Here is a 26,541-nt window from a genome sequence, read left to right as displayed (position 1 = left end):
TATTCCGGGGCGAACGTGTAGGTCATGGGCCGCAACGTGCATGGTGGGGTGCTGAAGAAGGCGGTTTCCGGGTCGGAGCCGCTTTTGCAGAAGCTTGGAATTCCGCCAAAACCGTTGGCGCAGGTTCGGGCTGATCGACGGTTCTTCAAGACCTGCCCGTGCAGGTTCGTGTCTGAATCCTACAGGTTGGCCTCCGGAACCTACAGGTTCGGGGCTGAACCATACACATTCGGTTTCGAACCATGCAGGTTCGGGCGGAATTCATGCAGGTCGCCTGTTACACGATTGTCGGCCTACACTTCGGCGGGAGCATGGCCCGTTACTTCACGTCGAAGAAGGGGGTGCTGGCCAGGTAGTTCTTGCCGGCGGTCATGTCATATTGGACGAGACGGTACTCCTTGAGGAGCTCACGCTGCTGCTTGGAGAGGTTCTTGCGCTTGATCGTGTCGCCGTTTTTGTCGAGGTAGGTGGTGGACGTTTCATCGGAAGAGCCGCTCATATCGATAACAAAACGTTCGACGGACGGAAGAGCGGAGCGCGCGGCAGACAGGAACTGAAGGTACGGGGAGACCTTCGCGTTCATGTGCTCGCTGGCTATTTCCATGAAGTAGTTCGGTGACGTGTAACTCGTCGAAGCCTTGTCAGGGTCGAGCTTCACGCCGGAGCCGGCATCGCCGGACGCTTGGTTCGACCAGATGAAATAGTCGGTCTCGTGCAGGGCGAGGGCATTGTGCCGGTCCGCGGCGGCCGTCGTATAGTCGCTGGGCAGGTGGTCGCCGTAGAAGATCACGGTGACCGGCTTGTCCATTGCGTCGAGTCGGTTCAGGAAGTCGGCGGTCGTCTGGTCGGTGATGCTCACGCCCTTCATGTACGTGTTCACCGCGTAGCGTTCGTCGTCGCCCATGTTCTCGGAGACGTTCGCCCAGTCGAACTGATTGTCGTTGTACCAGCCGTTGTGCGGGAAATGGTTCTGCATCGTGACCAGCTGCAGGAACTGCGGATGCTGCTCCTTGTTCAGCTGGTCGATTACGTTCTGGTAGGCGGCCGCGTCGCTCACATACGGGTTGTTGTCGATCTTGTCCTGATGCTTAATGGCCGGCTTGCTGTCCAAGGTGTAGAAGTGGTTGAACTTGAACTTCTTGTAGTTCGTGTCGCGCAGGTACATGTTCTTGTAGTACGGGTGGAACCCTGTGGAACCGGTCTCGCCGTAGCGCGCATTCCAGATCTGGTTGAACGAGTACGGGTTCGTCTGGTGCGGGACGAGCTCCTGGTACATGACTTGCATCGAATCGTCGAACAATGCGTAATCAAGACCGGTCAGCGTCTGGTATTCGATGTTCGCCGTGCCGCCGCCGTAGCCGGGGGAAAGCATGAGGCCGGACGTGGTCGAATCCTTGACGGCGCGGATGTTCGGCATCGGGTCCTCGAGTACGCTGACGCCGGGCACGCGCGTCGGGTCGGAGAACGTCTCCGAGAGGATCATCACCACCGTGCTGTCGGTGAGCCGGTTCTTGCGCGACTTGTTCGTGACCTGCGCCTGCTTGGCGTACTTCTGCGCCAGCTCCTCCATCGTCTTCTGGCTGTAGCCTTCCGGCTTGTCCATGATCTTCGGGTGGGTGAGGCGCAGGAAATTGATGGTCGGGCCGTTCGCCTGGGCGTCGCCGGCCGCGTCCCACAGGCGTGGGGAATCGCCCCAGCTCTTTGCCCACTCGTAGCCCCATGTGCCGGGGATGCTCAGCGTCCACGTGAACGAGCACAGCAGCGCGATGCTCGTGCCGGCGGCGACGAGACGCGTGACGTTTCCCGCGATGGTCTTCGCGTTGCGGAACGGGCGGCGCCAATGGAACGGGATCACGCAGCGGCGGCCGTCGACGAACTGGAGAATCAGGCAGATCACGGTCAACCAGACGAGCATCGTAATCGTGCCGTTGACCAGCGACTGGCTGCCATCCGGGATGAACGAGGCGATTTCACCGCCGTTGCCGCTGGACAGGAAGCTCAGGTCGGAAGGGATGATCGGCTCGTTGCGCAGGTCCATCTTGATGCTGTTCGCCACCGCGTACACACTCATCGTGATGCCGAACACGGCCGTCGCCACCCAGAAGCGGTTCAGCACGAACACGATCACCAGGTAGATCATGCCGAGCGCGCAGAAGTTGAGCAGCCAGTTGAGCTTGCTGGTGTCGTCTGCGCCGTTTCCCGACAGCCACATTTGCGCGACGAACCGGGTGAGCTGGCCGTTCACGCTGTTGAGGGCCTTCGTGGTCTCGTCGACCGCGTTCGGGTCGTCGTATGAGGGTTCCGTGTACATGCCCCACTGGATGAAGATCGTGGCCGCGGCGGTCATCAGCGCCGTGACCAGCAGGTACAGCGTGTACGGGCACTTCGGGCGTTTGAGCCAGATTTCGCGGATTGTGGCGCGCGCGGCGCGGCACCGGGGGCTGCGCCACAGGGTGCGTAGTTTCGCGGTCAGGGTGCGCAGGATGGGGAGTGCTTTGGCGCGGATGGCGGTGAGTGCGGAGTGGGTCGCGCGGGTCGCGATTCGGGCGGCTTGGGCGGCGGCGCGGGCCGCGGTTCGGGCGATGGGCCGTACTTTGGCGACAATGTTCGTGAACGTTTCGGCGATTCGCTTGGGGAACGCCTTGGGGAACGTTGTGATGAATGCCGAGTCGCGCATCGATGTGCGGAGCGTGGCGATCGCCGCGACGAGCATCGAGACGCAGTGCAGGACGAAGGCCTTGGCCTTGCGCGCGGCGGCGGCCATGGTGCGGCGCGCGGAGCCGATCAGCGGCTTCGACTGGTCGGCCAGTTGCCGCGCGTATTCGGGTACGTGGTTGGCGGCCGAGGCGATGTCGGCGGCGACGCGGGCCTCGGTGGATGCGACGTTGGTCTTGGCGGCGGCGACATGGGCTTCGACGCTGGCTTCGGTCGAGGCGACACGGGCCTCGACCGAAGCGATACCGGCCTCGACCGAAGCGACGTGGGCTTCGAAACGGTCGATGGGTGATTCCGCGTCGGTGGCGGCTTTGGAATCCGCTGCATCTTCGGCATCCGACGTGGTAGCCGATGCAGCGCCCGAACCGGCGTCCGTTCCGGCACCCGAAGCATCATCCGCCCCGGCCGAAGACGACGGCTCGTCGAGGGAAAGTCCCATCGGCATGATGTCGTCGATACCGTCGATATCGACGAGCTTCGCCGCGTCGAGCATGCCGGAATCATGTGCGGACGCGTCCGCGGACGCGTATCCCGTGGACGCATGCTCCGTTGATTCATCCTGCGGCTTGCCCACTTGTCCCCACCTGTCCACTGCGATAACGTACCGGCACATTGTAGCCGCAGGTTCAGGACGAATTCACCCCTCGTTCACCGCAATCCGCCATAGGACGAGACGGGAGGGAGCAAGGCGGAATGGGAGGAGGCAAGGCGAGACGGAAGGGGGCAAGGCGGAGCGGCGCGGGCCGCCCGCCCCGCTCCCCGTCAGTCCCTCCGGAACAGATCGCGCGTGTACACCTTCTCGCTCACGTCGGCGAGATCCGCATTCCAACGGTTGGAGATGATCACATCCGCATCGCGCTTGAACGCGGCCAGATCATGCGTGACCGGGCTGCCGAAGAAATCGGGTTTGTCGAGCGTCGGCTCGTAGACGACCACGTCCACGCCCTTCGCCTTGATGCGCTTCATCACACCCTGGACGGCGGACTGGCGGAAGTTGTCCGAACCGGACTTCATCGTGAGGCGGTACACACCCACCACCGGGCGCTCCTTGCCGGCGGCACGGGCCTTGTCGACGAGCTGCAGGATCTCGTCGGCCACGAAATCCTTGCGCGTGGTGTTCGACTCGACGATTGCCTCGATCAGGTTCTGCGGCACCTTGTCGTAGTTGGCGAGCAGCTGCTTCGTGTCCTTCGGCAGGCAGTAGCCGCCGTATCCGAAGCTCGGGTTGTTATAGTCGTCGCGGATGCGCGGGTCGTAGCAGACGCCCTTGATGATTTCGCGCGTGTCCAGGCCGCGGCTCTCCGCATACGTGTCCAGCTCGTTGAAGTAGGCGACGCGCAGCGCGAGATACGTGTTCGCGAACAGTTTGATCGCCTCCGCCTCCGTGGTGCCGACCACGAGCTCCGGGATGCCGGTCGTGCCGTCCGGGTTCGTGCGGTCCCGCTCGGCCGGGTCGGCGCCGGCGGCGAGCAGCGCCACGAACGTGTGCGCTGCCTCGACCGCCTCCGGGTCGTCCTGCGGGGCACCGGCCACGATGCGGCTCGGATGCAGGTTGTCGTACAGGGCGTGGCCTTCGCGCAGGAACTCGGGGGAGAACAGGATGCGGTTGTCCGCGAAGCGCTCGCGGATCTGCTGCGTGTAGCCCACCGGGATCGTGGACTTGATGACGATCCACGCGGTCTTGTCGTAGGTGCGGATCGCCGTGATCGCCGCCTCCACGCTGGACGTGTCGAAATAGTTCTTCTGCGGGTCGTAGTTCGTGGGCGTGGCGACGATCGCGTAATCCGCGCCCGTGTACGCCTGCTCCGGGTCGAGCGTCGCCTGGAAGTCCAGCGGCCGTTCGCCGGACTTGTCGGCGTCGAGGAACGCGGTGATCTCCTTGTCCACGATCGGGCTCTTGCCGGCGTTGAGCAGTTCCACCTTCTCCGGCACGATGTCCAACGCGTGCACCTCGTTGTGCTGCGACAGCAGCAACGCCACCGACAGGCCCACATACCCGGTACCGGCAACCGCAATCTTCATATCCGCGCGCTTTCTATGAGGCTTCCGTGTTTCGCTGGGCACCAGCTTAGTCGAAAGCGCCCCTCCCTCCAACGGAGACGACGTACATGGCTCGTGCAGTGTATGGTTCAGGCGGCAACGTGCATGATTTATGGGCGAACCTGCATGGTTTCGGGTCGAACGTGTAGTTCTGGAGCGGCAACGTGCATGGTGTGGTGCTGAAGACCGCCGCTTCCGAGCGTTTCGACTCCTGAGAAAAGCCCGGAATTCCAACAAAATGCCTACCGCGCCCCGGCATGATTCGGCGTCTCTTCAGCCCCTACCCATACACGTTCGCTCGTAATCTCTACACGTTCGCCCGTAATTCCTACACGTTGGCCCTAGAACCATGCAGGTTCGCCCCCGAACCATACACATTGCCCGCCGAACCATACACATCCGTGGCATCGAGCGGCGTCGAGCAGCGTCGAACGTGCCCATTGAGGCATAACATCCGTCGCATCCGTTGGGCGCATCCGTCGGCGCATACGCCCGACGCGCCCCGCTCAGTGCCCCTGCAACCGGTATTTTTCCTCCGTGGCCTGCTTGTCCGGCAGCCACCAGCTTTCGTGGTTGCGGTACCACGCGATCGTCTCGTCGAGGCCCGCGGCGAAATCGGTGTGACGCGGCCGCCATCCGAGCTCTCGCGTGATCTTCGAGGCGTCGATCGCATAGCGTTTGTCGCCGCCCGGCCGGTCGTTCACATGGTCGAACGCGTCGGCGGGCAATCCCATGCGCGAAAGGATCATGCGCAGCACGTCGATGTTGCTCATCTCCCCGTCCGCGCCCACCAGGTACGTCTCGCCGATGCGTCCGCGCGTGAGAATCGCCCAGATCGCGCTGCAATGGTCCTCCACGCTGATCCAGTCGCGCACCGCCGCGCCCGTCCCGTACAGTTTCGGCCGGATGCCGGCGAGAATGTTCGTCACCTGCCGCGGGATGAATTTCTCCACATGCTGGTACGGCCCGTAGTTGTTGCTGCAGTTGCTGATCGTCGCCCGCACCCCGTACGTGCGGTGCCATGCGCGCACGAGATGGTCGCTCGCCGCCTTCGACGCCGAATACGGGCTGGACGGCTTGTACGGGCTCGTTTCGGTGAATTTGCGCGGTTCGTCGAGCGCGAGGTCGCCGTACACCTCGTCGGTGCTGATGTGGTGGATGCGCAGTCCGTGCCGTCGCGCCGCTTCGAGCAGCACGTACGTTCCGTCGATGTTGGTGCGCAGGAACGGCGTCGCGTCGAGAATCGAGTTGTCGTTGTGCGATTCGGCGGCGAAGTGGACGATCGCGTCGATCGGCGGCACCGTGCCGTCGGCGGCGTGCGTCGCGCCGTCGCGCTCCGCCGCCCCCGTCAGCAGCGATTCGACCAGTCCGGCGTCGCAGATGTCGCCGTGCACGAACGTGAGCCGGTCCGCGGGCACGCCGTCGAGGCTTTCGCGTTTGCCCGCGTAGGTGAGTTTGTCGAGCACGGTGATGCGCACGTCCGGCTGTTCGCGCGCCACCCAGTGCACGAAGTTCGCGCCGATGAACCCGGCTCCGCCCGTCACGAGGATGTGGCGGGGTGCGAACGTCGTCGCGGATGATCCCTGATTCCCGTAATCGCTCATGCCCATCATCGTATCGGCGCATATGCACGACGGATTTCGGCGGGGTGGATTCCCGTCACCGTTGCAAGGCGCTCAAATCCACGGTGAACGGCAGCGAAGCAGGTAGTTGTTCGGGGACGATGAACATGGTCATATACAGCGGAAGATAGGTGATTGGCCCATCCTGCTGCACGTTGCCCTTGCAGAGCACCCGGGCGTGGTCGATATGCCATTCCGTGACTGCCAGCACGTTGTTCCGTTGTCGCCTGTCGTACCGCCCTTTGCTGATGCGTGTAACGTTTTTCTTGGTCGTAGTGGTCAGTTTGTAACGTTTTTCTCTTGTCGGAGTAGTGGAATTGTAACGTTTTGCGGAACCCGATGGTGCGGGCTGAGTCGTGCCTGTGGGTCGTGCCGCGCGTGGCAGGCGCGAATGGACCGTGCGGAGTCGCTCAGTATGGCATGGCCGGTAGGATGGGATGCGACAAAACGCACATGGACGGTGAAAGGTTTGAAGCCATGGTGGATAATACGCTGGAGAACAAGTACCCGGATCTGGTGATCGTGGGCGCGGGCCTGTTCGGCCTGACGGTCGCGCAGCAGGCGGTGGAGCACACGGGCGCGCGCGTGCACATCATCGACGTGCGTGACCACATCGGCGGCAACGCGTACTCGTACTTCGACGAGGAGACGGGCGCGGAGATCCACAAGTACGGCGCCCACCTGTTCCACACCTCCAACAAGCGCGTGTGGGATTACGTGAACCGTTTCACCGAGTTCACCGACTACGTGCACCGCGTGTACGCGACGCATGACGGCGTCGTCTACCCGCTGCCGATCAACCTGGGTACGATCAACCAGTTCTTCGGCAAGGCGTACACGCCGGCCGAGGCCCGCGCGGTCATCGAGGAGCAGGCCGGCGAGCTGGCCGGCACCGATCCGCAGAACCTCAACGACAAGGGCATCCAGCTGATCGGCCGCCCGCTGTACGAGGCGTTCATCAAGAACTACACGGGCAAGCAGTGGCAGACCGACCCGAGCGAGCTGCCCGCGTCAATCATCAAGCGCCTGCCGGTGCGCTTCAACTACGACAACCGCTACTTCAAGGACACTTGGGAGGGCCTGCCGAAGGACGGCTACACGAAGTGGATGGAGCGCATGATCGACGATCCGCGCATCACCGTGGAGCTGGGCGTCGACTTCTTCGACGAGTCGCAGCCGTACAACAAGAAGGCGCTGCAGGCGGCGGGCGTGCCGGTCGTGTACACGGGCCCGATCGACCGTTACTTCGACTACGAGCTGGGCGATCTCAAGTGGCGCACCGTGGACTTCAAGGAGGTCCGCTACGACGAGGGCGACCACTTCGGCTGCCCGGTCATGAACTTCTCCGACGCGGACGTGCCGTACACCCGCGCCATCGAGTTCAAGAACTTCAACCCGGAGCGTCGCGAGCAGCAGAACCCGGACAAGACCGTGGTCTGGGAGGAGTACTCCCGCTTCGCCGAGCGTGGCGACGAGCCGTACTACCCGATCAACACGGACGCCGACAAGAAGCTGTACGCCGAGTACGAGGCGAAGGCGAAGGCCGAGCCGAAGACCGTGTTCGGCGGCCGTCTCGGCACGTACAAGTACTACGACATGCACAACGTGATCGACACCGCCCTCACCGCCTACGACGAGCAGGTCGCCCCCCTCCTCGCCGACCTCGCCAAGTAGTCCCGTCGCGACTGGCGACTGGCCCCCTCTGCCGGCAATGTGCCATCAGAGGGGGCCATTGTTTTCAGCGCGTGGGTTGGTTGCGTGGACTGGTCGCGTGGGGGATGATGAGTGGGGTGAACATCAAAGCGGAGTCCGTGATGTGGCGGAATCCGTAGCGTTTGTAGAATGCGGCGGCGTGGTCGGTGGCCGGTTCCACCACGAGCGCCCGTGCGCCGATGATGTCCGCGGCGCCCAGCGCGCGGAGTACGGCGTCCCTGAGCAGTTGGCTGCCGACGTGCATGGTCTGGAAGCGTATGTCCACGCCGAGCATGCCCAGCAGGATGACGGGAATCGGGTCGGGCGTGTTGCGTCGCAGCCATCCCGGCGCGTCCGCATGTTCCATGCTGAACGCGCTCAGCGTGTAGAAGCCGGCCAAGGTGCCGGTTGCGGGTGCGTCGGTTGCGAACGTTCCGTAGGCGACGGCCGTTCCCTGCTTGCGGGCGGTGCCGAGGTGTCGTTCCAGCCAGTCGTCGACCACGGGTAGTCCGCAATGGAAATCGTCGATTGCGTCGTCCGGGGTGAGTTTGCGGGGTGCGCTGAACGTGGTCACTTCCAGATCGGCTCGCTTTCCAGCAGGCTGACGAGTGCGGGCGACATGGGTGCGTCGAGCGCGGACGCGAATTCCTCCCATGATTCGTGATTCAGGCGCATGACGTGTGCCTCGCGGATATCCCGGTCCGCGGCGAATAGAAGATTGGACAACGCCCATTGCGATGTGCTCAATCCCTTGGATGCGGCGGCCTCGTCCAACCGGGCGCGCTGCTCCTGACTCAGTCGCATCTCGAAGCGGCTGTCCTTGCCTTGCGTTGTTGTAGTCATACCACCAGTGTACGGCGCATGTACGGACACGCGCATTACGGATGGAGGTTTCTTGTCTCCCTTGTTGCCCCCTGGTGCAGTTTGGCGCCTCCATCGCGTCGAGGGGCGAGATTGTTTGTCCCTCGATAGGGGAACTGGGTGGTTTTGCGTCGAGGGGCAGGATTCGCGGTCGGGGAGTGTGGTGGTTGTTTTGGGAAGCGTTGGAAAATAAGGGTTTTGATGATTTGTGATGATTGGGGTGATGGGGGATTGCTGCCCCTCGGTGAGGATACGGACTGATTCCGCATCGAGGGGCAAGTTTTCTCGTCCCTCGGCGGGATTTCGGGCTTGTGTTGCGTTGGGGGACAAGGAAGGGTTGTATTTGGCCCCCCTCTGTTGGGACATCGCCGTGAAGCAAACGCCGGAGGCGTTTGTAGGCGATGTGCTCGCCGACAGGCGAGCTGAGATGAGGTCAGCCGAAGGCTGTCCGTGATTGCGATCGGGCTGGCCGCGAAGCGGACTGGGGGAGAGTGGGGGAGTGGCCGCAGGCCGCGGAGGTATCGCATCGGCCGAAGGCCGATTCCGTGTTGTATGCGGGCTCGAATCTTATCTTATCTGTGCTCGATAAGATACGATTCGATAAGATAAGATCGCCATCGAGACCGGCTGGCAAAGTTGCCAAAGGTGAGTCTCTCAAATCTTTCTCGCACTGGATTATCTCAGTAAGGCGTAATTCTGCATATTTTTTGCATAATGGGCCCTAACTTGACATTCGTGTGTGCAGAAGGGGAAGCAACTGCAACGGCATGCATCGTGAGTGAACTTTGCTTTTCCTTGCTTCGCTATTTTTAGTATACTAAAAATAAGGAGGTGGTGCGGTCGTGGATTATATTATACGTGAGAAGCTGATGTCTGCGCTGGAGAGTCACCGGAATACGCCTGAAGTCAAGGTGCTCACCGGGGTTCGTCGCTGTGGCAAGAGCACGCTGCTGAATCGGTATGCGCAATCATTGCTGGATCAGGGGCTGCGGGAGCGCAACATCTACCATCGTCGCTTCGACTCCTTCGATACGCCCATCGGGTACTCCGCCACGGACCTGTACGACGATCTCCGCCGTGCGTTCGATGCCGCCGGGCCAGGCCCGTTCGTCGTGCTGCTTGACGAGATCCAGGACGTGCCTGGTTGGGAGCAGGTTGTGCGGCGGCTGCACACGCGCGCCGACACGGACGTCTATATCACGGGATCGAACGCGAGACTGCTGTCTGGCGAACTTGCCACATACCTGACCGGACGATACGTCGAAATCCCCGTGTATCCGCTGTCCTACGACGAATACGCGACGCATATGGCGAAACGGCGGCCCGGCGCGAGCGAGGACCGGCTGTTCGCCGACTACATGATGTTCGGCGGCATGCCGGGCCTCTACGCGACCGGCGCCGTCGAACCGGACCGGGCACGGGCGGGCGAGGTGCTCGACGCCGTCTACGAGTCCGTGGTGGTCAAGGACGTGGCACGACGTTACGGCATCCGTGATCTCGCGACGTTGGAGAAGCTGAGCCGGTACCTGTTCGCGACATCCGGCAACCTGTTCTCCACCAACAATGTGGTGAACACGCTCAACAGCGCCGGACTCAAGGTGACATATGCCACCATCGACAACCAGATCGACGCGTTGGAGAAGGCGTTCATCGTGTACGGGTGCGAGCAGTCGCGCATCCGTGGACGGCAGCTGCTGCGACCACAACGCAAGTACTATCCCGTCGACAACGGGTTCCGCAACCTCGCCAACGGTTTCAATGGGGCGGATCGCGGCGCGCAGCTCGAAGGCATCGTCTACATGGAGTTGCGCAGACGTGGCTGGAACGTGTCCGTCGGGGTGCTGCCGGGCGGCGAGATCGACTTCGTGGCGCGGCATGGCGCGGATCGGCAGTACATCCAGGTCACGTTGAACATGACGGAGGAGCAGACGCGTGAACGCGAGCTGGCACCGTTGCGCAAGCTCGACGACGCATTTCCGCGGATCGTGCTTACCCTCGACCGGTTCAGCGAAGGCGTCACCGAAAAGGGAATCCGCATTCTCAATGCGATGGACTGGTTGCGCGGGTGAGTTGGTTGCTGGTTGCGTGGGCTGGTTGCTGGTTGCGTGTTGGCCCTCGATGAAGATGTGACGTGATTTCGCGTCGAGGGACGAGTTTTGTTGTCCCTCGACGGGATTGTGGGTGTGGAGTGCGTCGAGGGGCGAGTTTCGCGGTCGGGGAGTGTGGTGGTTGTTTCCGGAATCGTTGGAAAATAAGGGTTTTGATGATTTGTGATGATTGGGGTGGTGGGGGATTGCTGCCCCTCGGTGAGGATACGGGCTGATTTCGCGTCGAGGGGCGAGTTTTCTTGCCCCTCGATGTGAGCAGGGGCTGTTGTTCCGTCGAGGGGCGAGGAAGGGTTGTATTTGGCCCCCTCTGACGAGGGGGCTCCCGGCGAAGCCGGGTGGGGGAGAGACCGCGGCCGTAGGCCGCATAAACACGGAATCGGCCTTCGGCCGATGCGATTTTCCCGCGGCCAAAGGCCGCTCTTCTACTCTCCCCCAGTCCGCTTCGCGGACAGCCCCCTCGACTGAGGGGGCCTACCCCCTCAGTCCGGCTTTGCCGGACAGCTCCTTCGCAATTATTGACGGCCTTCGGCCGACATTATGTCTGCTCGCTGTCGCTCGCCTTCGCCTACGAACGCCGCCGGCGTTCGCTTTACGGCTCAGCCTTCAGGGGGCGCAAAGATCCAGGGGGGCAAATGAGACTGTATGCGCCGTGGGCGCATTCCGTTGTTTCTGCGCCCCCTTTAGGGGGAGCTGGCGGCCGTAGGCCGACTGAGGGGGTTCACCTGCCTCCACTCCCGCCCCCGAAACCGCACGGTAATAATCGGCGCGAGGTTGACCCTTTTCTTTGAAACAAACTGGCGGTAAACTCGCGGGCTATGTCTGACGAGAAGAGCGCAAGCAGCAGTATGGGCGCGGCCGGCACGGCCGGCGCGCCGGGTAGCAGTAACACCGCCTCAGCGGCCGGCACCACAGCAACGGCCACCCCCGCGGCCACCCCCACCGGCACAACCCCCTCCACCCTCGAGTCCGTCGAATCCCTCGACGCGGGCAACGAGATGGACCGTGGCCTGAACAACCGGCACGTCCAGTTCATTGCGATCGGCGGCACGATCGGCACGGGTCTGTTCCTCGGCTCCGGTAAGTCCATCGCCCTGACCGGCCCCTCCATCGTCTTCGTGTACATCGGCGTCGGCCTGGTCATGTTCATGCTGATGCGTGCGATCGGCGAGATGATGTACCGCGATCCGAGCCAGCATACGTTCATCAATTTCATCACCCGCTATCTGGGCAATGGCTGGGGCAAGTTCGCCGGGTGGTCGTATTGGATCGTGCTGGTGTTGATCGGTATGACGGAGATCACGGCGGTCTCCACGTATTTCATCACGTTCTTCAACACGTTCGACATCGATCTGACGCCATGGAAATGGCTGATCGAGCTCGTCTTCCTCGTCATCCTGTCCACCATCAACCTGATCGCCGTGAAGGCGTTCGGCGAGGCGGAGTTCTGGTTCTCGATGATCAAGATCACGCTGATCTGCGCGATGATCGCCACCGCCGTGGTCATGGTGGTCATCGGCTATCATTATGACGCGGTCCGCGTTCCGGGCCATGACGGCGTCTCGCCCGCGGGCAGCGCGAGCCTCACCAACCTCATCGCCAACTTCCAGATCGCCCCGAACGGCTGGCTCGCGTTCCTGATGAGCTTCCAGATGGTGTTCTTCGCGTATGAGGCGATCGAGTTCGTGGGCGTCACCGTGTCGGAGACGCAGAATCCGCGCAAGGTGCTCCCGAAGGCGATCAACGAGATCATCATGCGTATTCTGATTTTCTATGTGGGCGCGCTGGTGGCGATCATGTGCATCGTCCCGTGGACGTCGTTCACGCCGAACAAGGACGGCTCGTTCGCGTCCCCGTTCATCATGGTGTTCCAGTATGCGGGTCTGAATTGGGCGTCCGCGTTGGTGTTCTTCGTGGTGATCACGGCCGCTTCGTCGTCGTTGAATTCGCTGCTGTATTCGGCCGGCAGGCACCTGTACCAGTTGGCGAGCGAGTCGGATTCTCCGGTGTTTTCGAAGATCGGCAGGGTGTCGAAGCGTCATGTGCCGGCGCGTGCGATCCTGATTTCGGCGGGCTGCGTGCTGATGTCTCCGGTCATCAATGCGTTCCCGCAGGTGCATAGCGCGTTCGTCCTGTTCTCGTCCGCCTCGAGTGCGGTGATCATCTTCATCTACATTCTGACGATGGTCGCGCATCAGCGGTATCGCCGTTCCGCGGACTTCATCGCGGATGGTTTCGTGATGCCCGCGTACAAGTTCACGAATACGTTCGCGATTGTATTCTTCGTGTTCATTTACGTGACGTTGTTCCTCGCCGCGGACACGATCGGTTCGGCGGTCGCGGGCGTCGTGTGGTTGGTCGTGTTCGGCGGGTACTGCCTGCTGCATGACCGCTTCCAGAATCGCGATCTGAAGGCCGCGTTGAAGCGTTGACGCCCGTCACGCCGCCGTTCGCGCGGTGTGCGTGAGTGGGGGAGGAGAAGCCCGCCCGGTGGTTCCCACCGTGGCGGGCTTCTCGTGTTTTCCGGCGTGGGTGCGCATGTCGCGTGTGTCACGTGTAAGCGGTGACGCGCCCGGGAAAGCGGTTGATTCTGTGTGGGATTCCGCACTATGACACGCCGTCCATTCCCGTATGATGCGGGGGGGGGGGTGTCCGATTTCGGCGGAAATCGTTGGAATGATGGGGATTGCGGCGGATTGTCCATTATTCGACATGATGTCTATAATCATCGGGTTTCACAGGCTCGTGTCATAAAGTTGTACTAAAACGGCTAGTTAGAGGCCGGGAGACGACCGAGGTAGTTCGTGTGGTCGCCATTCCGGCTTGTTGTGTAGAAGAGGAACAAGGAAGGTGCACGACATGTTGCACATACAACAGACCCCGGGGCCCGGTGAGGGTTCCGCTGCGAAGAAGGGGCGCGGCCTGGTGGGTCGTGTCGTAGCTGCAGCGGTCTCCGTCGTGATGCTGGGCTCGATGAGCTTCGCGCCGGGCCTCGCGCTCGCCGATTCGGCGCAGACCACCACTCAGAACAACACCACCGTCGTCGCAGGGGATGCGAGCGCGACGACGAATGACGCCTCCGCCGCGCAGAACGGCGCTCAGGCGACTGATACTTCGAACGCGCAGGTGAAGCTGGGCAAGAAGGCCCAGGCCGCTCAGGACGCGATCAACGCGCTCCCGGATGCCTCCGCGCAGGATTTCGCGGTCACCAGTGACAACGTGGGCACCCTGAACCAGCAGCTCGACGACGTGACCACCAAGGTCAACGCCGTCCCGACCGCCCAGGCCCAGCAGCTCGACACCACCCGCGCCGACGTCCTGATTCAAAAGGTCGACAAGTACAGCCACGATTGGGCTGTGTATGCGGCCAAGATGGTCGCCGAGAACGATCCGTCCCCGACCAAGCTGCCGGTAAAGCGTGACGGTACTTCGGTTACGTGGGGTGAAGTTCGCGACTACATTGACAAGAACTTCACTGGTTCAACAGTATTCGCCAATGCTGTGTACGACACGATTTACGCATCGGGGCAGGATTATACCAATAAAGATAATTATGGTGGTGCTACGTTACGCACTGCTGCGGATGTGGTGAAGTATTTCGGTGCGCCGAATGCTAGTGGCAGAATTGTCGTTACGGATCGTCTGGAAGATAATGCTGTCCTAACCGGTATTCTCCTTTTGACGAGAACGGCAACTTTGGTTATTGAAGATTCTGGTTCTCACGATAGTCTTGATTTCATTGAAGATGCATATAGTAAGGAGTCGGAGTCTCTGCCTACCGGCAAGGATATGGGACCGGCGGTTGAGGTGAAATCAATTGGTATTTCTGTGCTTCCTAAGAACCCATATCAGCTCAATTTGACGCGTACGATTGGTAATAATCTTCATAATTTCCAGACAACGGCGTATAACAGGCTGCCTATTAACATTTTGCGTCAGTATGACGGGAATGATACTCATATTGACATTGACACTACTTTGAAGGGTCGTGCGGCGTCGGTTGATTTTGGGAAGCTACGTCCGTCTGCGCAGCGAGCAACAGGAGCAGTGATTAACCCTACGGCCGTGACGCCGAGGTTTATTTCTTCTTCGGAGGATGAAACCACGACCGATACTATTTCTGTCAATAGTAATCACGTGATTTTCTCTATTCCTGCAAATGGAGAAGATGGTAAATATCAAGAACTTGTCGTTTTTGGTAATTTGTACAATTATTATGCCGATGCTTCGCCTCAGCGCAATTCGGTCAACTACTACTATCGTGCAGATGTAACTTACTTGAATAAAGTTGAGATTTCTGGCGATTCGCAGGTTTTGTCTGATCTTGTATTCAAGAAGACCAATAAGGCTGGTGCGCCTATTTCTGGAGTAAAGTTCAAAATTTATTCCGATTCTGCTGGAACAAAGCCTGCGCAAGAGGCCGTAGTTGAAAACGGCAAGGTGAAATTGGATAATAAGGGTTCTATTGTATGGCGAAATACTGGAACCTACACAACGAATGACCAAGGGAAAATTAGTGTCCCGTATTTGGCTGCGGGTCGTTCGTATTATCTGAAAGAAATTTCTGGACCGGCAGAATATGAAATCGATAATACGTTGAAGGAAATTCCTGTTTCTGCTGATGGAGTCACGGTTTCCAAGGCAACTGCGACTAAGGGCGAAGGCGATTCCGCTGAAGTTGTTGGCGAAAAGAACACCGCAATTGCAAATAATTTCAAGGATGCTCGTAATTGGGACATGGCTTGGAATGGTGGCAACGGTAATGTCACGTTCACTTCAGGCAAGACAACTGCTACCGTCAATAACGGAGTTTTTGTCAAGAATGATGGTGATTATGTCGCGCTTACCGATGGTTCTGCAACGGGCGCCGAGCGGATTAGTGACAACACTTATACTGTGAAGTATAGTGATGGCACTGTTCATAGCTATAAAACTCTTGCTGAAGCACAGGGGGCAATCAATTCGCTGATTGAAAACAAAGAACTTACTGCAGATAATGCTGTGATTACCGTGGATACTGGGAAACAGGTCTATTACAAGGCTGTTGATCCGAACGCTGATCCTGATCAAGATCACACCATTGTCAACAAGAAGCTGCCGGTGTACATCCAGCCGAAGGTGAAGAAGGTGCTTACTGGCACTGCCACCACTAATAAGGCCAAGGAGTTCAAGTTCAACCTCTCCGGTGAAGGCGTCGACCAGACGGTCTCCGTCAACCTGGAGAAGAACAGCGTGGCGGATGCCACGGCTGAGTCTGTCTTCGATGCGCTGAAGTTCGGTGAAGATAACATGAAGGATGCTTCGGGCAACCTTGTTGACCAGAAGACCTTCACGTACACCATCAGCGAGGTGCCCGGTGACGATAAGGACATCACGTATGACGGCCAGTCGTACACGATGACGGTCGACGTGTCCACGTTGGCTGGCTCCGGCTACCTCGCCAAGGTGAACATCACCGATGCGTCGGGTAAGAGTGTGGCCGCTGCCCAGTACACCAGCATCCAGACCAACAAGACCAGCACGGATATGGACGGCAACATCACGTACACGCCGCGTCCGGGCCAGGTTGATGGTGTGGACTTCAAGTTCGAGAACATCCTCAAGCCTGCGTTCGAGTTCACGAAGACCAACGGCGACAACCACTCGCAGCACCTTCAGGGTGCGGAGTTTCAGCTGTACCGTTGCAACGCCGGTGCGGGCAAGTGCTCTTCGACTGAGCTGGTTGATTGGCAGAACGGTTCGAACGTCGGTGCCGATAAGGCGTGGTCGGTGTTCGATACGCAGACCAGTGGTCAGGACGGCAAGGTGAAGTTCTCCGGCCTCTCCGACGGCGAATACCGCCTTGTCGAGACCAAGGCCCCAGCCGCCTTCACCCTTCCGACCGGCCAGTGGAAGATCACCGTCAAGGACGGCACGGTCTCCAGTCCGGAGGCCATCGCCGACAAGAACGGTAACGAGCCTGCCGGCTTCGGTACCCCCACGGATGGTAGCGGCATTGAGCTGTACAACTACCCGCACATGACGGTTCCTTCGACCGGTGGCCGTGGATTGATTGTGTTCGCCACGTTGGGCGGCGCGCTGCTGCTCGCTGGCGTAACGGTTGTGACCATTGATTCGAGGAGGAGGGCACAACTTCAGTAAGCAGTAGTTTTCGGGAGGCCGCGCCCCAAGCGCGGCGCGGTCTCCTATAATCCGTAATCACATTCAATAGAAGAAGGAAAGAATCATGTTCAACCTGAAGAAGAGCGGCATCGCAGCCGTGGCCGTCACCGCGGTCGCCGCCATGCTCGGCTCCTTCGGCCTCGCCGCCCCGGCCCTGGCCGCGGACACGCCGACCATCGGCACCGACAAGGTCAATGGCACCATCACCGTCAGCAACGTGGAGGTCGGCGCGACCGTCACCGCGTACAAGATGATTAACGTCAACTACACGAACGCGGGCACCAAGGATGCGCCGTCCTACGTGCCGACCACCCCGCAGTACACGTGGACCGATGCAGTCGCCGGCTGGGTCAAGGGCCAGTACAGGCAGTACATCGGTGACAACCACGAAGTGACCAAGGCATACACCAGCCTCACCTCGGATCCGACCAACGACGAGAACAGCGGCGCTCCGGATAAGGAGACCGGCAAGACTTCCGAGATCGCGAAGTTCTACGATGAGTTCTCCGCCGCCTTCACCGAGGGTGCCGCCGCTGAGAATCTGCCGGTTGCCGCTACCGCTAATGCTGAGGGTACTGCTGGCACTGACACGACCGTGACGCTGGACGTGCCGGTCGGTGGCTACCTCGTGCGCATCGAGAACAACGGCAACGCCAACGGCACCGTCGGTGACTGGTCCTACCGTCCGGTTGCTGTGGATGTGAACTTCAAGGCGAACACTGATTCCACGAAGTGGGAGATCAATTCCGCGACCGTCGTCGCCAAACGCAGCCGCGCCGGCCTTGACAAGTCCGTCAACGAGAAGACCAATGACGGCCACAACAACGGCAAGAACGAGTCCAACCAGGGCTCCGACACCGTCGCCGTCGGCGACACCGTCCGCTTCGACCTGCGCTCCGATGTGCCGGTCTTCCCGACCGACGCCATCGACAAGACCTACGTGCTGGCCGATAAGATGGACGACGCTCTGACTCCGAACTACGACAACAACGGCGACCATATCTTCAAGGTCTACGGCTACAAGGGCACCGAGAAGTTCCCGACCGACGGTTCCGACGAGAACGCGGATAACCTGCTCAAGGAAGGCGTCAACTACACGCTGACCAAGAACACCACCGATCTCGACGGTACGGACAACGAGGCCACTTGGCGTCTTGACTTCAACTACGAGACCATCCGCCAGTACGACTACATCCACGTCGTGTACACCGCCACGGTGAACGAGAACGCCGTCGTCGGCGAGCCGATCTACAACAACGCGAAGCTCCAGTACTCGAACAACCCGTACGAGCACAATTCGCACCGCACCGTCCCGGATGAGGTCAAGCTGTACACCTTCGGTATCAAGGTGCTCAAGCAGTTCTACGACGACAAGGGTGTGCTCCTCACCGATAAGCTGCCGCAGGGTGCCGAGTTCGCCGTCTACAAGAACGGTGCAGACAAGGCCCTGTCCTTCGTCAAGGTCGCCAATGGTGAGTACCGCGCCGCCAAGGCCGGTGAAGCCGGTGTGACTTCCCTGCCGGTCGACGCCGAGGGCCACCTCAAGGTTTCCGGCATCAACAAGGGCAAGTACCAGCTCGAAGAGACCCAGGCCCCGGTCGGCTACATCAAGCTCTCCGGCAAGGTCGATGTCGAGATCATCCCGGTGACGGACGGCAACAAGGATTACACCGGTGCCGTCGAGGGCAAGATGGGTGAGCTCGGCTTCGTCTCTACGACCATCAACAACACCAAGGGCTGGCTGCCGAAGACCGGTAGCGCTGGCATGGTCGTGATGACCGTGGCCGGTGTGCTGCTCGTCGCGGCCGGCGTCACCGTGCTCGCCCGCAAGCGTCGCGCCTGAGTGACCACTGATTAGGTCTCTCCCCCAGTCAGCCTTCGGCTGACAGCCCCTTCGTCAGAGGGGGCCCAGGGGAGAGGCCTTTTTCGTTAGGGGGGCACGAGTTGGCCCCCTCTGACGAGGGGGCTCCCGGCGGAGCCGGGTGGGGGAGAGATAGCTGGGACGTTACGTTTCGCTGTGGCGTCGCCTTCCAGCTATCTCTCCCCCAGTCGCCTACGGCGACAGCCCCCTCGTCAGAGGGGGCCGAGATTGTCATGTTCGGCTATGGCGACGGCTTCTTCGGCTGAGGCCTTGCCCCCTCAGTCCGGCTTCGCCGGACAGCTCCCCCACGTGCGTGGGGGAGCGAAGAAATTGGCATGCGCGTGGCGCATGTCCGTTGTGTTTGCTCCCCCTTGAGGGGGAGCTGTCGGCCGCAGGCCGACTGAGGGGGTGGGTTGGCCCCCTCTGTCGAGGGGGCTGTCCGCGAAGCGGACTGGGGGAGAGCAGCGGAGCAGCCGACAGGCCGCGGGGAGATTGCATCGGCCGAAGGCCGATTCTGTTTCCTGGCGGCCTACGGCCGCGGTCTCTCCCCCACCCGGCTCCGCCGGGAGCCCGACCGCAATTATGGACAGCCTTCGGCTGACCTCACATTGGCTCGCCTGTCGGCGAGCACATCGCCTACAAACGCCTCCGGCGTTTGTTTCACGGCGATGTCCCGTCAGCGGGGGCCGAGGGGGAGAGGCCTTTTTCGTTGCGGCTAAGGCGAGTGCGAGTAGGCCCCCTCAGTCCGGCTTTGCCGGACAGCTCCCCCACGTGCGTGGGGGAGCGAAGGGAATTGGTATGCGCTGTGGCGCATTCTGTTTTCTGCGCCCTCTTTAGGGGGAGCTGGCGGCCGTAGGCCGACTGAGGGGGTTTGACGCTCAAACCCAAGCCCTCGCCCCTCGCTGTCGGGGCACTCGGGTCAGAGGGTGCGCTGACATGGGGCGAAATCATTTCTTATAATGCTTGGTGACCACCCGCTTACCGGCGGGAGGTACGGAACTCTTTGGTGGGGGACGGACGGGACTATGGCAGGACGACGCGACCGGCGAAACCACGATGCGCGCGGCGAGGCGCCGCAGGCGACGACGCGACGCGCGCGAGGAGGCGGATTCACCAGCATTCTCGCGATCCTGCTCATCCTCGCCGGCGTATGCGTGTTCTCCTACCCGATCGTCGCCGACCTGCTCTCCACACGGCAACACGACCAGGTCATCACCAACTACAGCAACACCGTCCACACGCTTTCGCCGGCCGAAAAAGCCAAACAGCTCAAACTCGCGCGCGAATACAACGACAACCTTGCCGGCGATCCGCTCCACGACCCGTTCGTCGAAGGCAGCGGATACGCCCTGCCGCAAAACTACACGGACGTGCTCAACGTCAACGGCGACGGCGTCATGGGATACCTGAGCATCCCCAAAATCAAACTCAACCTGCCCATCTACCACGGCACCGACGACGACACCCTCGCCAAAGGCGTCGGACACATGCGGCAGACCGCGCTGCCCATCGGCGGGAAAGGCAACCGCAGCGTCCTCACCGGGCATCGCGGACTGCCATCCGCGGAACTGTTCACACGACTCGACGAGCTCAAGAAAGGCGACCTGTTCACCATCAACGTGCTCGACGAGATCCACGCGTACAAGGTCGTGTCGATTCAGGTCGTGAAACCGGACGAGCTCGACAAGGTGCGCGCCATCCCCGGGCGGGACCTCGTCACGCTCGTCACCTGCACGCCATACGGCATCAACACGCACCGCCTGCTCGTCACCGGAGAGCGGACGGCGTACCATCCCGAGGACGTAAAAACGCCGGTCGTGTCGTTCTCGCCGACCTCGCCGGACAGCTGGTTCAGGTTCGGCGGGCTGGCGCTGGTCGCGGCGCTGGTCGGGGTTGCGGCGTGGAAGTGGTGGATTGGGCCGCTGGTTGCGGCCGGTGCGGCGCGGAGGCGCGGTGCTGGTGGGACGGCTGGTCGCGGTCGTGGGGCCGGGTCGGCTGGGACTGGTGCGGCTGGGCGTCGTGACGGTGGTGCTGGTGGTTCCGGTGATGGTGGTCGCGGTCGCGGTCGCGGTCGTGGCCGTGGTGATGGTGGTCGCGGTCGCGGGAAGCATGCTGGTGTCGGAAGGGCTGGTGCCGACCACCCCCAGTCGGCTACGCCAACAGCCCCCGCCAGCGGGGGCGGAGAAACGGGTGGTGGCGTGCGGACGGTGCGGAGCACGGGAGTCGCGCACGACACCCACCCCGACCCCGACATCAGCGACCAACTCCGCGGCGTCAGCGACTAGGGGCGGTGCCGATTTGCGCCCCCTTAGGCTGAGCCGTGAAGTGAACGCCGGCGGCGTTCGTAGGCGAAGGCGAGCGACAGCGAGCAGACATAATGTCGGCCGAAGGCCGTCAATAATTGCGAAGGAGCTGGTGGCCGGAGGCCGACTGAGGGGGTTCGCCGGGGCGTTCTCAATGCGGCTGCGATGCATTGGCCCCCTCTGACGAACATCGCCTACAGACGAGCCGGTATGAGGTCAAGTTGCAGACTGCCCGTGTCAAGGGGCCCAATTCTTGGCCCCCTCTGACGAGGGGGCTGTCCGCGAAGCGGACTGGGGGAGAGATAGCTGGAGGTGACGTCACAGCGGAACGTCACGTTCCCGGTATCTCTCCCCCAGTCAGCCTCCGGCTGACAGCCCCCTCGTCGGAGGGGGCCGGGTCTCTCTTTTCTCGGTTCTCTCTCTTCCCCCTCTCCCCCTCTCCGGGTTCTCTCTTCTCGCCTTTACTCCCTCAGTCTCGCTTCGCGGGACAGCTCCCCCTGAAGGGGGCGCAGTTCACATCGGGAGGTGACGTTCGGGGGCAGTGGGACCGCTCCCCCTGAGGGGCGCAAAGGGATTGCATGTGCCGTGGGCGCATTCCGTTTTCCTGCTCCTCTGAGGGGCGCAGAGGTGCGCTACGACTGGGGGTGTTGGGGCGGCAGGTTCTGGGGCGCGACGAATCGCAGGTACAGGTACGTGTATCGGGTTGTGCACCGGGTTGTGCACCGGGTTGTGCACCGTCGTTCACGGGTGGGGAGTGCGTTGGGGACGAGGCTGTGCGACTGTTAGACTGGGCGCATGCGTCTATCAATCAGGAATCTGGGCAAAATCAAGGAAGCCGATGTCACGATTGATGGCATTACCGTCATCGCCGCGCCCAACGATACCGGCAAGAGCACGATCGGCAAGGCCGCATACGCGCTGACGAAGACGTTCGAGGATTTCGATGGACGCGTGCATGATGAGCTCGCCGACGCGGTGAGGGAGAGGATTGAACGTGATTTGCCCGAGGGAATTGCCGGCTCGGGGCTCGGGCCGTTTGGTATTCGCGCCGCATATTTTGATCCGGATACGAAGAATTGGCACGTCAACGAAAGACCAGCAAATATACTTGCCACTGCCTTGTCATCATCGGCGAATCGGATTCCCGATGATGGACAATTATGTTCATTGATTCAGACTATCAGTGCACATGCGGTATCCCGTAATCGCGATGATGTCGAAAAAGTAAGAGTGCCGGAAAACGGTCTAGACGCGGATAACATGCGTGCGGTGGCGGATTGGCTTGTCTCCGATGCGCCTGCTGCCCGTGAAACACGTAAAGATCTGTTGGCACTGTTGGCAATCGACATGCGGGAAAAGGCCAAGGAATTGGCTAATCGCACTTTTTCAAGCGTGTTCAACGGGCAAATCCGCAATCTCTGCGGTGAGCCAGATTCCGCGGCCATAGCCTTGCATGAAGAGCAGGAGGGCGACTGGGAACCGCAGCGGACCGTGACGTTCTCCTCCGAAGGCGAATGCACCACGGCTGAACCGGTAAGCGACGAGCACAGGCACGTCTATATCATCGATGACCCCAATGTCATTGAGCAATTCGATAACAGTCATTATCCGGCTTTGGGGTTTGTCGGGTATCGGTGGGATCTGATCGAGGCATGCCAGACAGCGCTGCGCGCGCGGAAGAACAACACCGATGCCGGATTGAGCGAATCAATCCTCGCCAAAGCGGATATGCGCAACGTCATCGACCTGCTGAAACGCTCCTTCGCCGGACGTTACGACCGCAACCAAAACGGCAACGGCGTGCTCGTGAAGGAAGGCCTGCGCGAGCCCGTGCCCATCGGCAACGCGTCCATGGGCTCGAAGGCCATGCTGCTGCTGCGGTTCCTCGTCGAAAACATCATCGTGCGCAAAGGCGATATCCTCGTGCTCGACGAACCGGAAATCCACCTGCATCCGGAATGGCAGATTACGTACGCGCACGCACTCGTGCTCATCGCCAAACAACTCGGCATCAACATGATCGTCACCACGCACAGCCCGTACTTCCTGAAAGCCCTCGCCGGCTACTCCGGAATCGAAGACTATGGGGAGCACGTGCACTACTACACGGCCGACGACAACGATGACGGCTCCAACAGTTTCCATGAAGTGCAGCCGGAAGATGTCGGCACGCTCTACTCCGTCATGGCACACCCGCTGCAGACCATCGACGAGGACGTATTCCGGAAGATGCAGGGGCGGTGAAGGGCATGAGCATGTCGGATTCGCCCGCGTCGAGTCGGGGACTGTGGGTGCCGGATATCGGTAAGGTCATGACCTTGGAGAAGTATCCGCAGAAAACGTTGCGGGAATGCTCCAAAACAGATGACAAAGATGATCTAGGTTTTGCTGACGATGAGCACCTAGCGGTTGATTTCGACGCCTACATCGGCGTGGTTTGCGATCAACTGCGCAAGCAATGCAAAAAACAGGGGATAACACAGCAGCCACACATGCCGATACAGGACAAGCCCTCTACAGCAGACGCGCTCATCCTGTGCGGCGGCGATGACGGTGATGACGGCGGTGATGACGTTGCTGGAATCACACTTATCGAATTCAAGAACCGAAATCTGTTCAAGCGCGGTCGTGGCGGTCAGGGAATCGCCAATCCACTGGAGATCAAACCCGACATAACAATCGATCTGATTAGCAAGCTCTACGATTCGGCGATCATGCTGCTGATGCTGAACCGCGTCACCGTACTGACCGCACGCCGGATGCTGACCGCGTACATCGTGTGCGCGTCAGCGAAAAACGAGGAGTTCGCAGGTCAAGTGGAAGCAGAAGCCGAGACGGTCGCCGCGGCTGGCGGCTCTGGCTTTGCCGCGTATTCCTCGATCATGGCGGACGATGCGGTGGCCGGAGGACTGTTCGACGCCACGGTGTTCTCGTTCAAGCCCAAATGGGCGAAGCATTTCGAAAGCTACCTCTACTCGACGGTATGCTTCGTCACCGAAGAGCAGGTGTCAACCCTCATGTCCACGATTCGCAACGTGCACCCGTGAGTGGAGCTAAGCGGGGGGGAATAGGACCGGGCTGTGCGATGATGGGAGTATGAGTGCAATTGCAGTGAAGCAGGGACAGTTGGAACCGCAGGGATCGCAGGACCGGCAGAGTCGGGGCGCGGAGTCGCCGAATGTTGTTCGGTTTGCGGGGAAGGCGCGCGTGCCGCGGCTCGGCATGGGGACGATGGCGCTCGCCATCGAAGGGCGACCGGACCGCGCGACCGCGATTGAGACGATTCACGCCGGGCTCGACGCGGGCGTGCGGTACCTCGACACCGCATGGTCGTACTATCTGCCGTCGGCGCCGGGAGTGGACGGCACGGGGGCGCCGGGCGACTTCGGGTATGGTGAGAAGCTCGTGCGCGACGCGCTCGCCACATGGGACGGCCCGCGCGACGAAGTGCTCGTCGCCACGAAGACCGGGTACCGGCGGACGATCGAGGTGGATGGGCCTGCGGTACCCCCTCAGTCGGCTTCGCCGACAGCTCCCCCGGATAGGGGGAGCAAAGAAGAAGGCCAAGCTTCTGCAGGGAGGAGTGACGCCGAGACCGAGACGGGTAGCCTTTGCGCCCCCTGTGAGGGAGAGCTGCCGGCTTCACCGGCTGAGGGGGTGACCTCGGCGGAATCCGGCGCGGCCGTACCCCGTCAGCATTTGCAGGCGGCGGGGAGTCGGTATGGGTGGATGGCGGATTCACGGCCGGAGACGATGATCCGCGACGCGAAGGAATCCGCACGGCATCTCGGCGTGGAGGCGCTTGACTTGTTGTATTCGCATGGGCCGGACCCGGCCGTGCCCTACGAGGACCAGGTCGGCGCGCTGAAGACGCTGCTTGACGAGGGCGTGATCCGCTACGCGGGCATCTCGCGCGTGAACAACGAGCAGATCGACGTGGCACGGCGAATCCTCGGCGACCATCTGATTGCCGTGCAGAACCAGTTCTCGCCGTCACACCCCGACCCGGAACACACGATGGAGCACTGTGCTTCGCTTGGGCTCGACTTCGTCTGCTGGTCGCCGCTCGGCGGGTTCCTCGACCCGTTCGACAGTCACGCCTACGACCCGTTCCGCGCGGTCGCCGCGGCGCGCGGCGTCTCCTACCAGCGGGTCGTGCTCGCGTGGGAGCTCACACGCTACGGACGGCTGTTCACCATCCCCAGCGCCCGCAACCCGCACGAGATCCGCGACTCCTTCGCCGCGATCGACCTGCACCTGACCGACGAGGAACTGGCGACCCTCGCAACACTAGGCTGAGACTTGGTGACGACGGCTTGATGACGGCCGGGCTGAATGGGCGCAGCTGAATGGGCGTGGCATGCTCCTTGCTTCCCTACATCGTGAGGAGCCATCGTCGGGCATGACCCGCACGCAGCGGAATCGCCTTGCTCCTCACGGATGTGGGGCTCCATGGCGATCAAGGGGTCCGGCATCCGGGTCGCCTTGCTCCCCCACGGATGTGGGGGAGCTGTCCGGCCTTCGGCCGGACTGAGGGGGAACTGGCCCGCTGCCCTAGGCGCATGACCGTTTTCTGCGCGAGCCTGCATGGTTTGACGGCGAACCTGCATGGTTCGGACCCGAACCTGTAGGAATTTGAGCTGAACCTGCGGGGTGGGGCTTGGTAGACGGGCCTTTCTGGGATGCTGTGCCGATTCAAGAACGGCGGAATTCCGCGGATTATGCGTTGCGTAGTTGAGGGCGATCGGCCTGTCTTCAGAAGGGGTGTGCGCAGGTTCGCGGAATAGACCTACAGGTTAGGTGCGAAATCCTGCAGGTTGCGCCCTGATCTATACAGGTTCCACTCCAGACCGTGCAGGTTCGGGGAGAACCGTGCAGGTTTCGCCTTGTGACTGACGTGGGGTTCCGCATGGGGCTCTGCGTGATTGCCCCCTCAGTCCGCCTAGCGGCGTCCAGCTCCCCCTGAAGGGGGAGCAAAGAAGGAACCGCGTCTGCCCGAGGGGAGCGAGGAGGGGGTGCCTGACCGAGGGGAGCAAGAAGGAACTGCACCTACCCGAGGGGAGTGAGGAAGGAACCGCACTTACTCGAGGGAGCAAGGAGGGGGGCGTCTGCCCGAGGGGAGTACACCTATCCGAGGGGAGTGAGGAAAGAACCGCGTCTGCCCCCGAAAACAAGAAAAA

The 26,541-nt window shown here is 61.2% G+C and carries 15 protein-coding genes; 9 read left to right on the top strand and 6 right to left on the bottom strand.

The annotated features are described in order from the left end of the window. Positions 1-319: 319 nt before the first annotated feature. The 4 genes from AC1AYD_RS07935 to AC1AYD_RS07920 form a co-directional block, all read right to left on the bottom strand. Positions 320-3,208 carry a sulfatase-like hydrolase/transferase gene (locus tag AC1AYD_RS07935; RefSeq protein ID WP_476544936.1) on the bottom strand — a complete coding sequence of 963 codons (2,889 nt, stop codon included), beginning with the start codon at positions 3,206-3,208 and terminating at the stop codon, positions 320-322. Positions 3,209-3,477: 269 nt separating this feature from the next. Next, positions 3,478-4,737 (bottom strand): UDP binding domain-containing protein, encoded by a 1,260-nt coding sequence (locus AC1AYD_RS07930; protein WP_476532988.1) that lies wholly within the window; start codon positions 4,735-4,737, stop codon positions 3,478-3,480. 524 nt (positions 4,738-5,261) lie between these two features. After that, the gene (rfbB, locus tag AC1AYD_RS07925) at positions 5,262-6,359 is read right to left on the bottom strand and encodes a dTDP-glucose 4,6-dehydratase (protein WP_476503317.1); all 1,098 of its coding nucleotides are present in this window, start codon (positions 6,357-6,359) and stop codon (positions 5,262-5,264) included. Between the two features lie 55 nt (positions 6,360-6,414). Continuing rightward, entirely contained in the window at positions 6,415-6,588 is a 174-nt protein-coding gene (locus AC1AYD_RS07920) for a hypothetical protein (RefSeq protein ID WP_476503316.1), read from the bottom strand. 266 nt (positions 6,589-6,854) lie between these two features. Between AC1AYD_RS07920 and glf the strand changes: the two genes are divergently transcribed. Continuing rightward, positions 6,855-8,051 carry a UDP-galactopyranose mutase gene (gene glf, locus AC1AYD_RS07915; protein ID WP_476503315.1) on the top strand — a complete coding sequence of 399 codons (1,197 nt, stop codon included), beginning with the start codon at positions 6,855-6,857 and terminating at the stop codon, positions 8,049-8,051. 64 nt (positions 8,052-8,115) lie between these two features. Here glf and AC1AYD_RS07910 read toward each other — a convergent pair whose 3' ends face one another. Next, the gene (locus AC1AYD_RS07910; protein WP_476532985.1) at positions 8,116-8,643 is read right to left on the bottom strand and encodes an N-acetyltransferase; all 528 of its coding nucleotides are present in this window, start codon (positions 8,641-8,643) and stop codon (positions 8,116-8,118) included. Then, on the bottom strand, positions 8,640-8,912 hold the full coding sequence (locus AC1AYD_RS07905) for a type II toxin-antitoxin system TacA family antitoxin (RefSeq protein ID WP_476532984.1): 273 nt from the start codon (positions 8,910-8,912) through the stop codon (positions 8,640-8,642). The genes AC1AYD_RS07910 and AC1AYD_RS07905 overlap by 4 nt, the downstream gene beginning before the upstream one ends. Positions 8,913-9,772: 860 nt before the next feature. On the opposite strand from AC1AYD_RS07905, the gene AC1AYD_RS07900 reads away from it, so the two are divergent. The 8 genes from AC1AYD_RS07900 (at position 9,773) to AC1AYD_RS07865 (ending at position 25,660) form a co-directional block, all read left to right on the top strand. Then, on the top strand, positions 9,773-10,999 hold the full coding sequence (locus AC1AYD_RS07900) for an ATP-binding protein (RefSeq protein ID WP_476532983.1): 1,227 nt from the start codon (positions 9,773-9,775) through the stop codon (positions 10,997-10,999). A gap of 854 nt (positions 11,000-11,853) precedes the next feature. Then, positions 11,854-13,467: an amino acid permease gene (locus AC1AYD_RS07895; RefSeq protein ID WP_476544935.1), complete on the top strand. Its 1,614-nt coding sequence runs from the start codon at positions 11,854-11,856 to the stop codon at positions 13,465-13,467. 427 nt (positions 13,468-13,894) lie between these two features. Beyond that, the gene (locus AC1AYD_RS07890) at positions 13,895-17,176 is read left to right on the top strand and encodes a SpaA isopeptide-forming pilin-related protein (protein ID WP_476544934.1); all 3,282 of its coding nucleotides are present in this window, start codon (positions 13,895-13,897) and stop codon (positions 17,174-17,176) included. Between the two features lie 85 nt (positions 17,177-17,261). Beyond that, positions 17,262-19,040 carry an isopeptide-forming domain-containing fimbrial protein gene (locus tag AC1AYD_RS07885; protein WP_476544933.1) on the top strand — a complete coding sequence of 593 codons (1,779 nt, stop codon included), beginning with the start codon at positions 17,262-17,264 and terminating at the stop codon, positions 19,038-19,040. A 1,043-nt stretch (positions 19,041-20,083) separates the two neighbouring features. Then, positions 20,084-21,343 (top strand): class C sortase, encoded by a 1,260-nt coding sequence (locus AC1AYD_RS07880; protein ID WP_476544931.1) that lies wholly within the window; start codon positions 20,084-20,086, stop codon positions 21,341-21,343. An 813-nt stretch (positions 21,344-22,156) separates the two neighbouring features. Next, positions 22,157-23,605, top strand: a complete 1,449-nt coding sequence (locus AC1AYD_RS07875; protein ID WP_476503357.1) for an AAA family ATPase — start codon at positions 22,157-22,159, stop codon at positions 23,603-23,605. A gap of 5 nt (positions 23,606-23,610) precedes the next feature. After that, positions 23,611-24,408, top strand: coding sequence for a hypothetical protein (locus AC1AYD_RS07870; RefSeq protein WP_476503358.1), 798 nt, complete (start codon positions 23,611-23,613; stop codon positions 24,406-24,408). Positions 24,409-24,583: 175 nt separating this feature from the next. Next, on the top strand, positions 24,584-25,660 hold the full coding sequence (locus tag AC1AYD_RS07865; protein WP_476503370.1) for an aldo/keto reductase: 1,077 nt from the start codon (positions 24,584-24,586) through the stop codon (positions 25,658-25,660). The last annotated feature ends 881 nt before the right edge of the window (positions 25,661-26,541 follow it).

This window comes from Bifidobacterium sp. LH_426, assembly GCF_056356875.1.
This window is presented reverse-complemented; position numbering and strand designations above follow the sequence as displayed.

Excerpts from the sequence above, each read along its gene's own strand:
- AC1AYD_RS07935 (WP_476544936.1), bottom strand. The coding sequence starts at position 3,208 with ATGCTCGACGCGGCGAAGCTCGTCGATATCGACGGTATCGACGACATC.
- AC1AYD_RS07930 (WP_476532988.1), bottom strand. The coding sequence starts at position 4,737 with ATGAAGATTGCGGTTGCCGGTACCGGGTATGTGGGCCTGTCGGTGGCG.
- rfbB (WP_476503317.1), bottom strand. The coding sequence starts at position 6,359 with ATGAGCGATTACGGGAATCAGGGATCATCCGCGACGACGTTCGCACCC.
- glf (WP_476503315.1), top strand. The coding sequence starts at position 6,855 with ATGGTGGATAATACGCTGGAGAACAAGTACCCGGATCTGGTGATCGTG.
- AC1AYD_RS07905 (WP_476532984.1), bottom strand. The coding sequence starts at position 8,912 with ATGACTACAACAACGCAAGGCAAGGACAGCCGCTTCGAGATGCGACTG.
- AC1AYD_RS07895 (WP_476544935.1), top strand. The coding sequence starts at position 11,854 with ATGTCTGACGAGAAGAGCGCAAGCAGCAGTATGGGCGCGGCCGGCACG.
- AC1AYD_RS07890 (WP_476544934.1), top strand. The coding sequence starts at position 13,895 with ATGTTGCACATACAACAGACCCCGGGGCCCGGTGAGGGTTCCGCTGCG.
- AC1AYD_RS07885 (WP_476544933.1), top strand. The coding sequence starts at position 17,262 with ATGTTCAACCTGAAGAAGAGCGGCATCGCAGCCGTGGCCGTCACCGCG.
- AC1AYD_RS07880 (WP_476544931.1), top strand. The coding sequence starts at position 20,084 with ATGGCAGGACGACGCGACCGGCGAAACCACGATGCGCGCGGCGAGGCG.
- AC1AYD_RS07875 (WP_476503357.1), top strand. The coding sequence starts at position 22,157 with ATGCGTCTATCAATCAGGAATCTGGGCAAAATCAAGGAAGCCGATGTC.
- AC1AYD_RS07870 (WP_476503358.1), top strand. The coding sequence starts at position 23,611 with ATGAGCATGTCGGATTCGCCCGCGTCGAGTCGGGGACTGTGGGTGCCG.
- AC1AYD_RS07865 (WP_476503370.1), top strand. The coding sequence starts at position 24,584 with ATGGGGACGATGGCGCTCGCCATCGAAGGGCGACCGGACCGCGCGACC.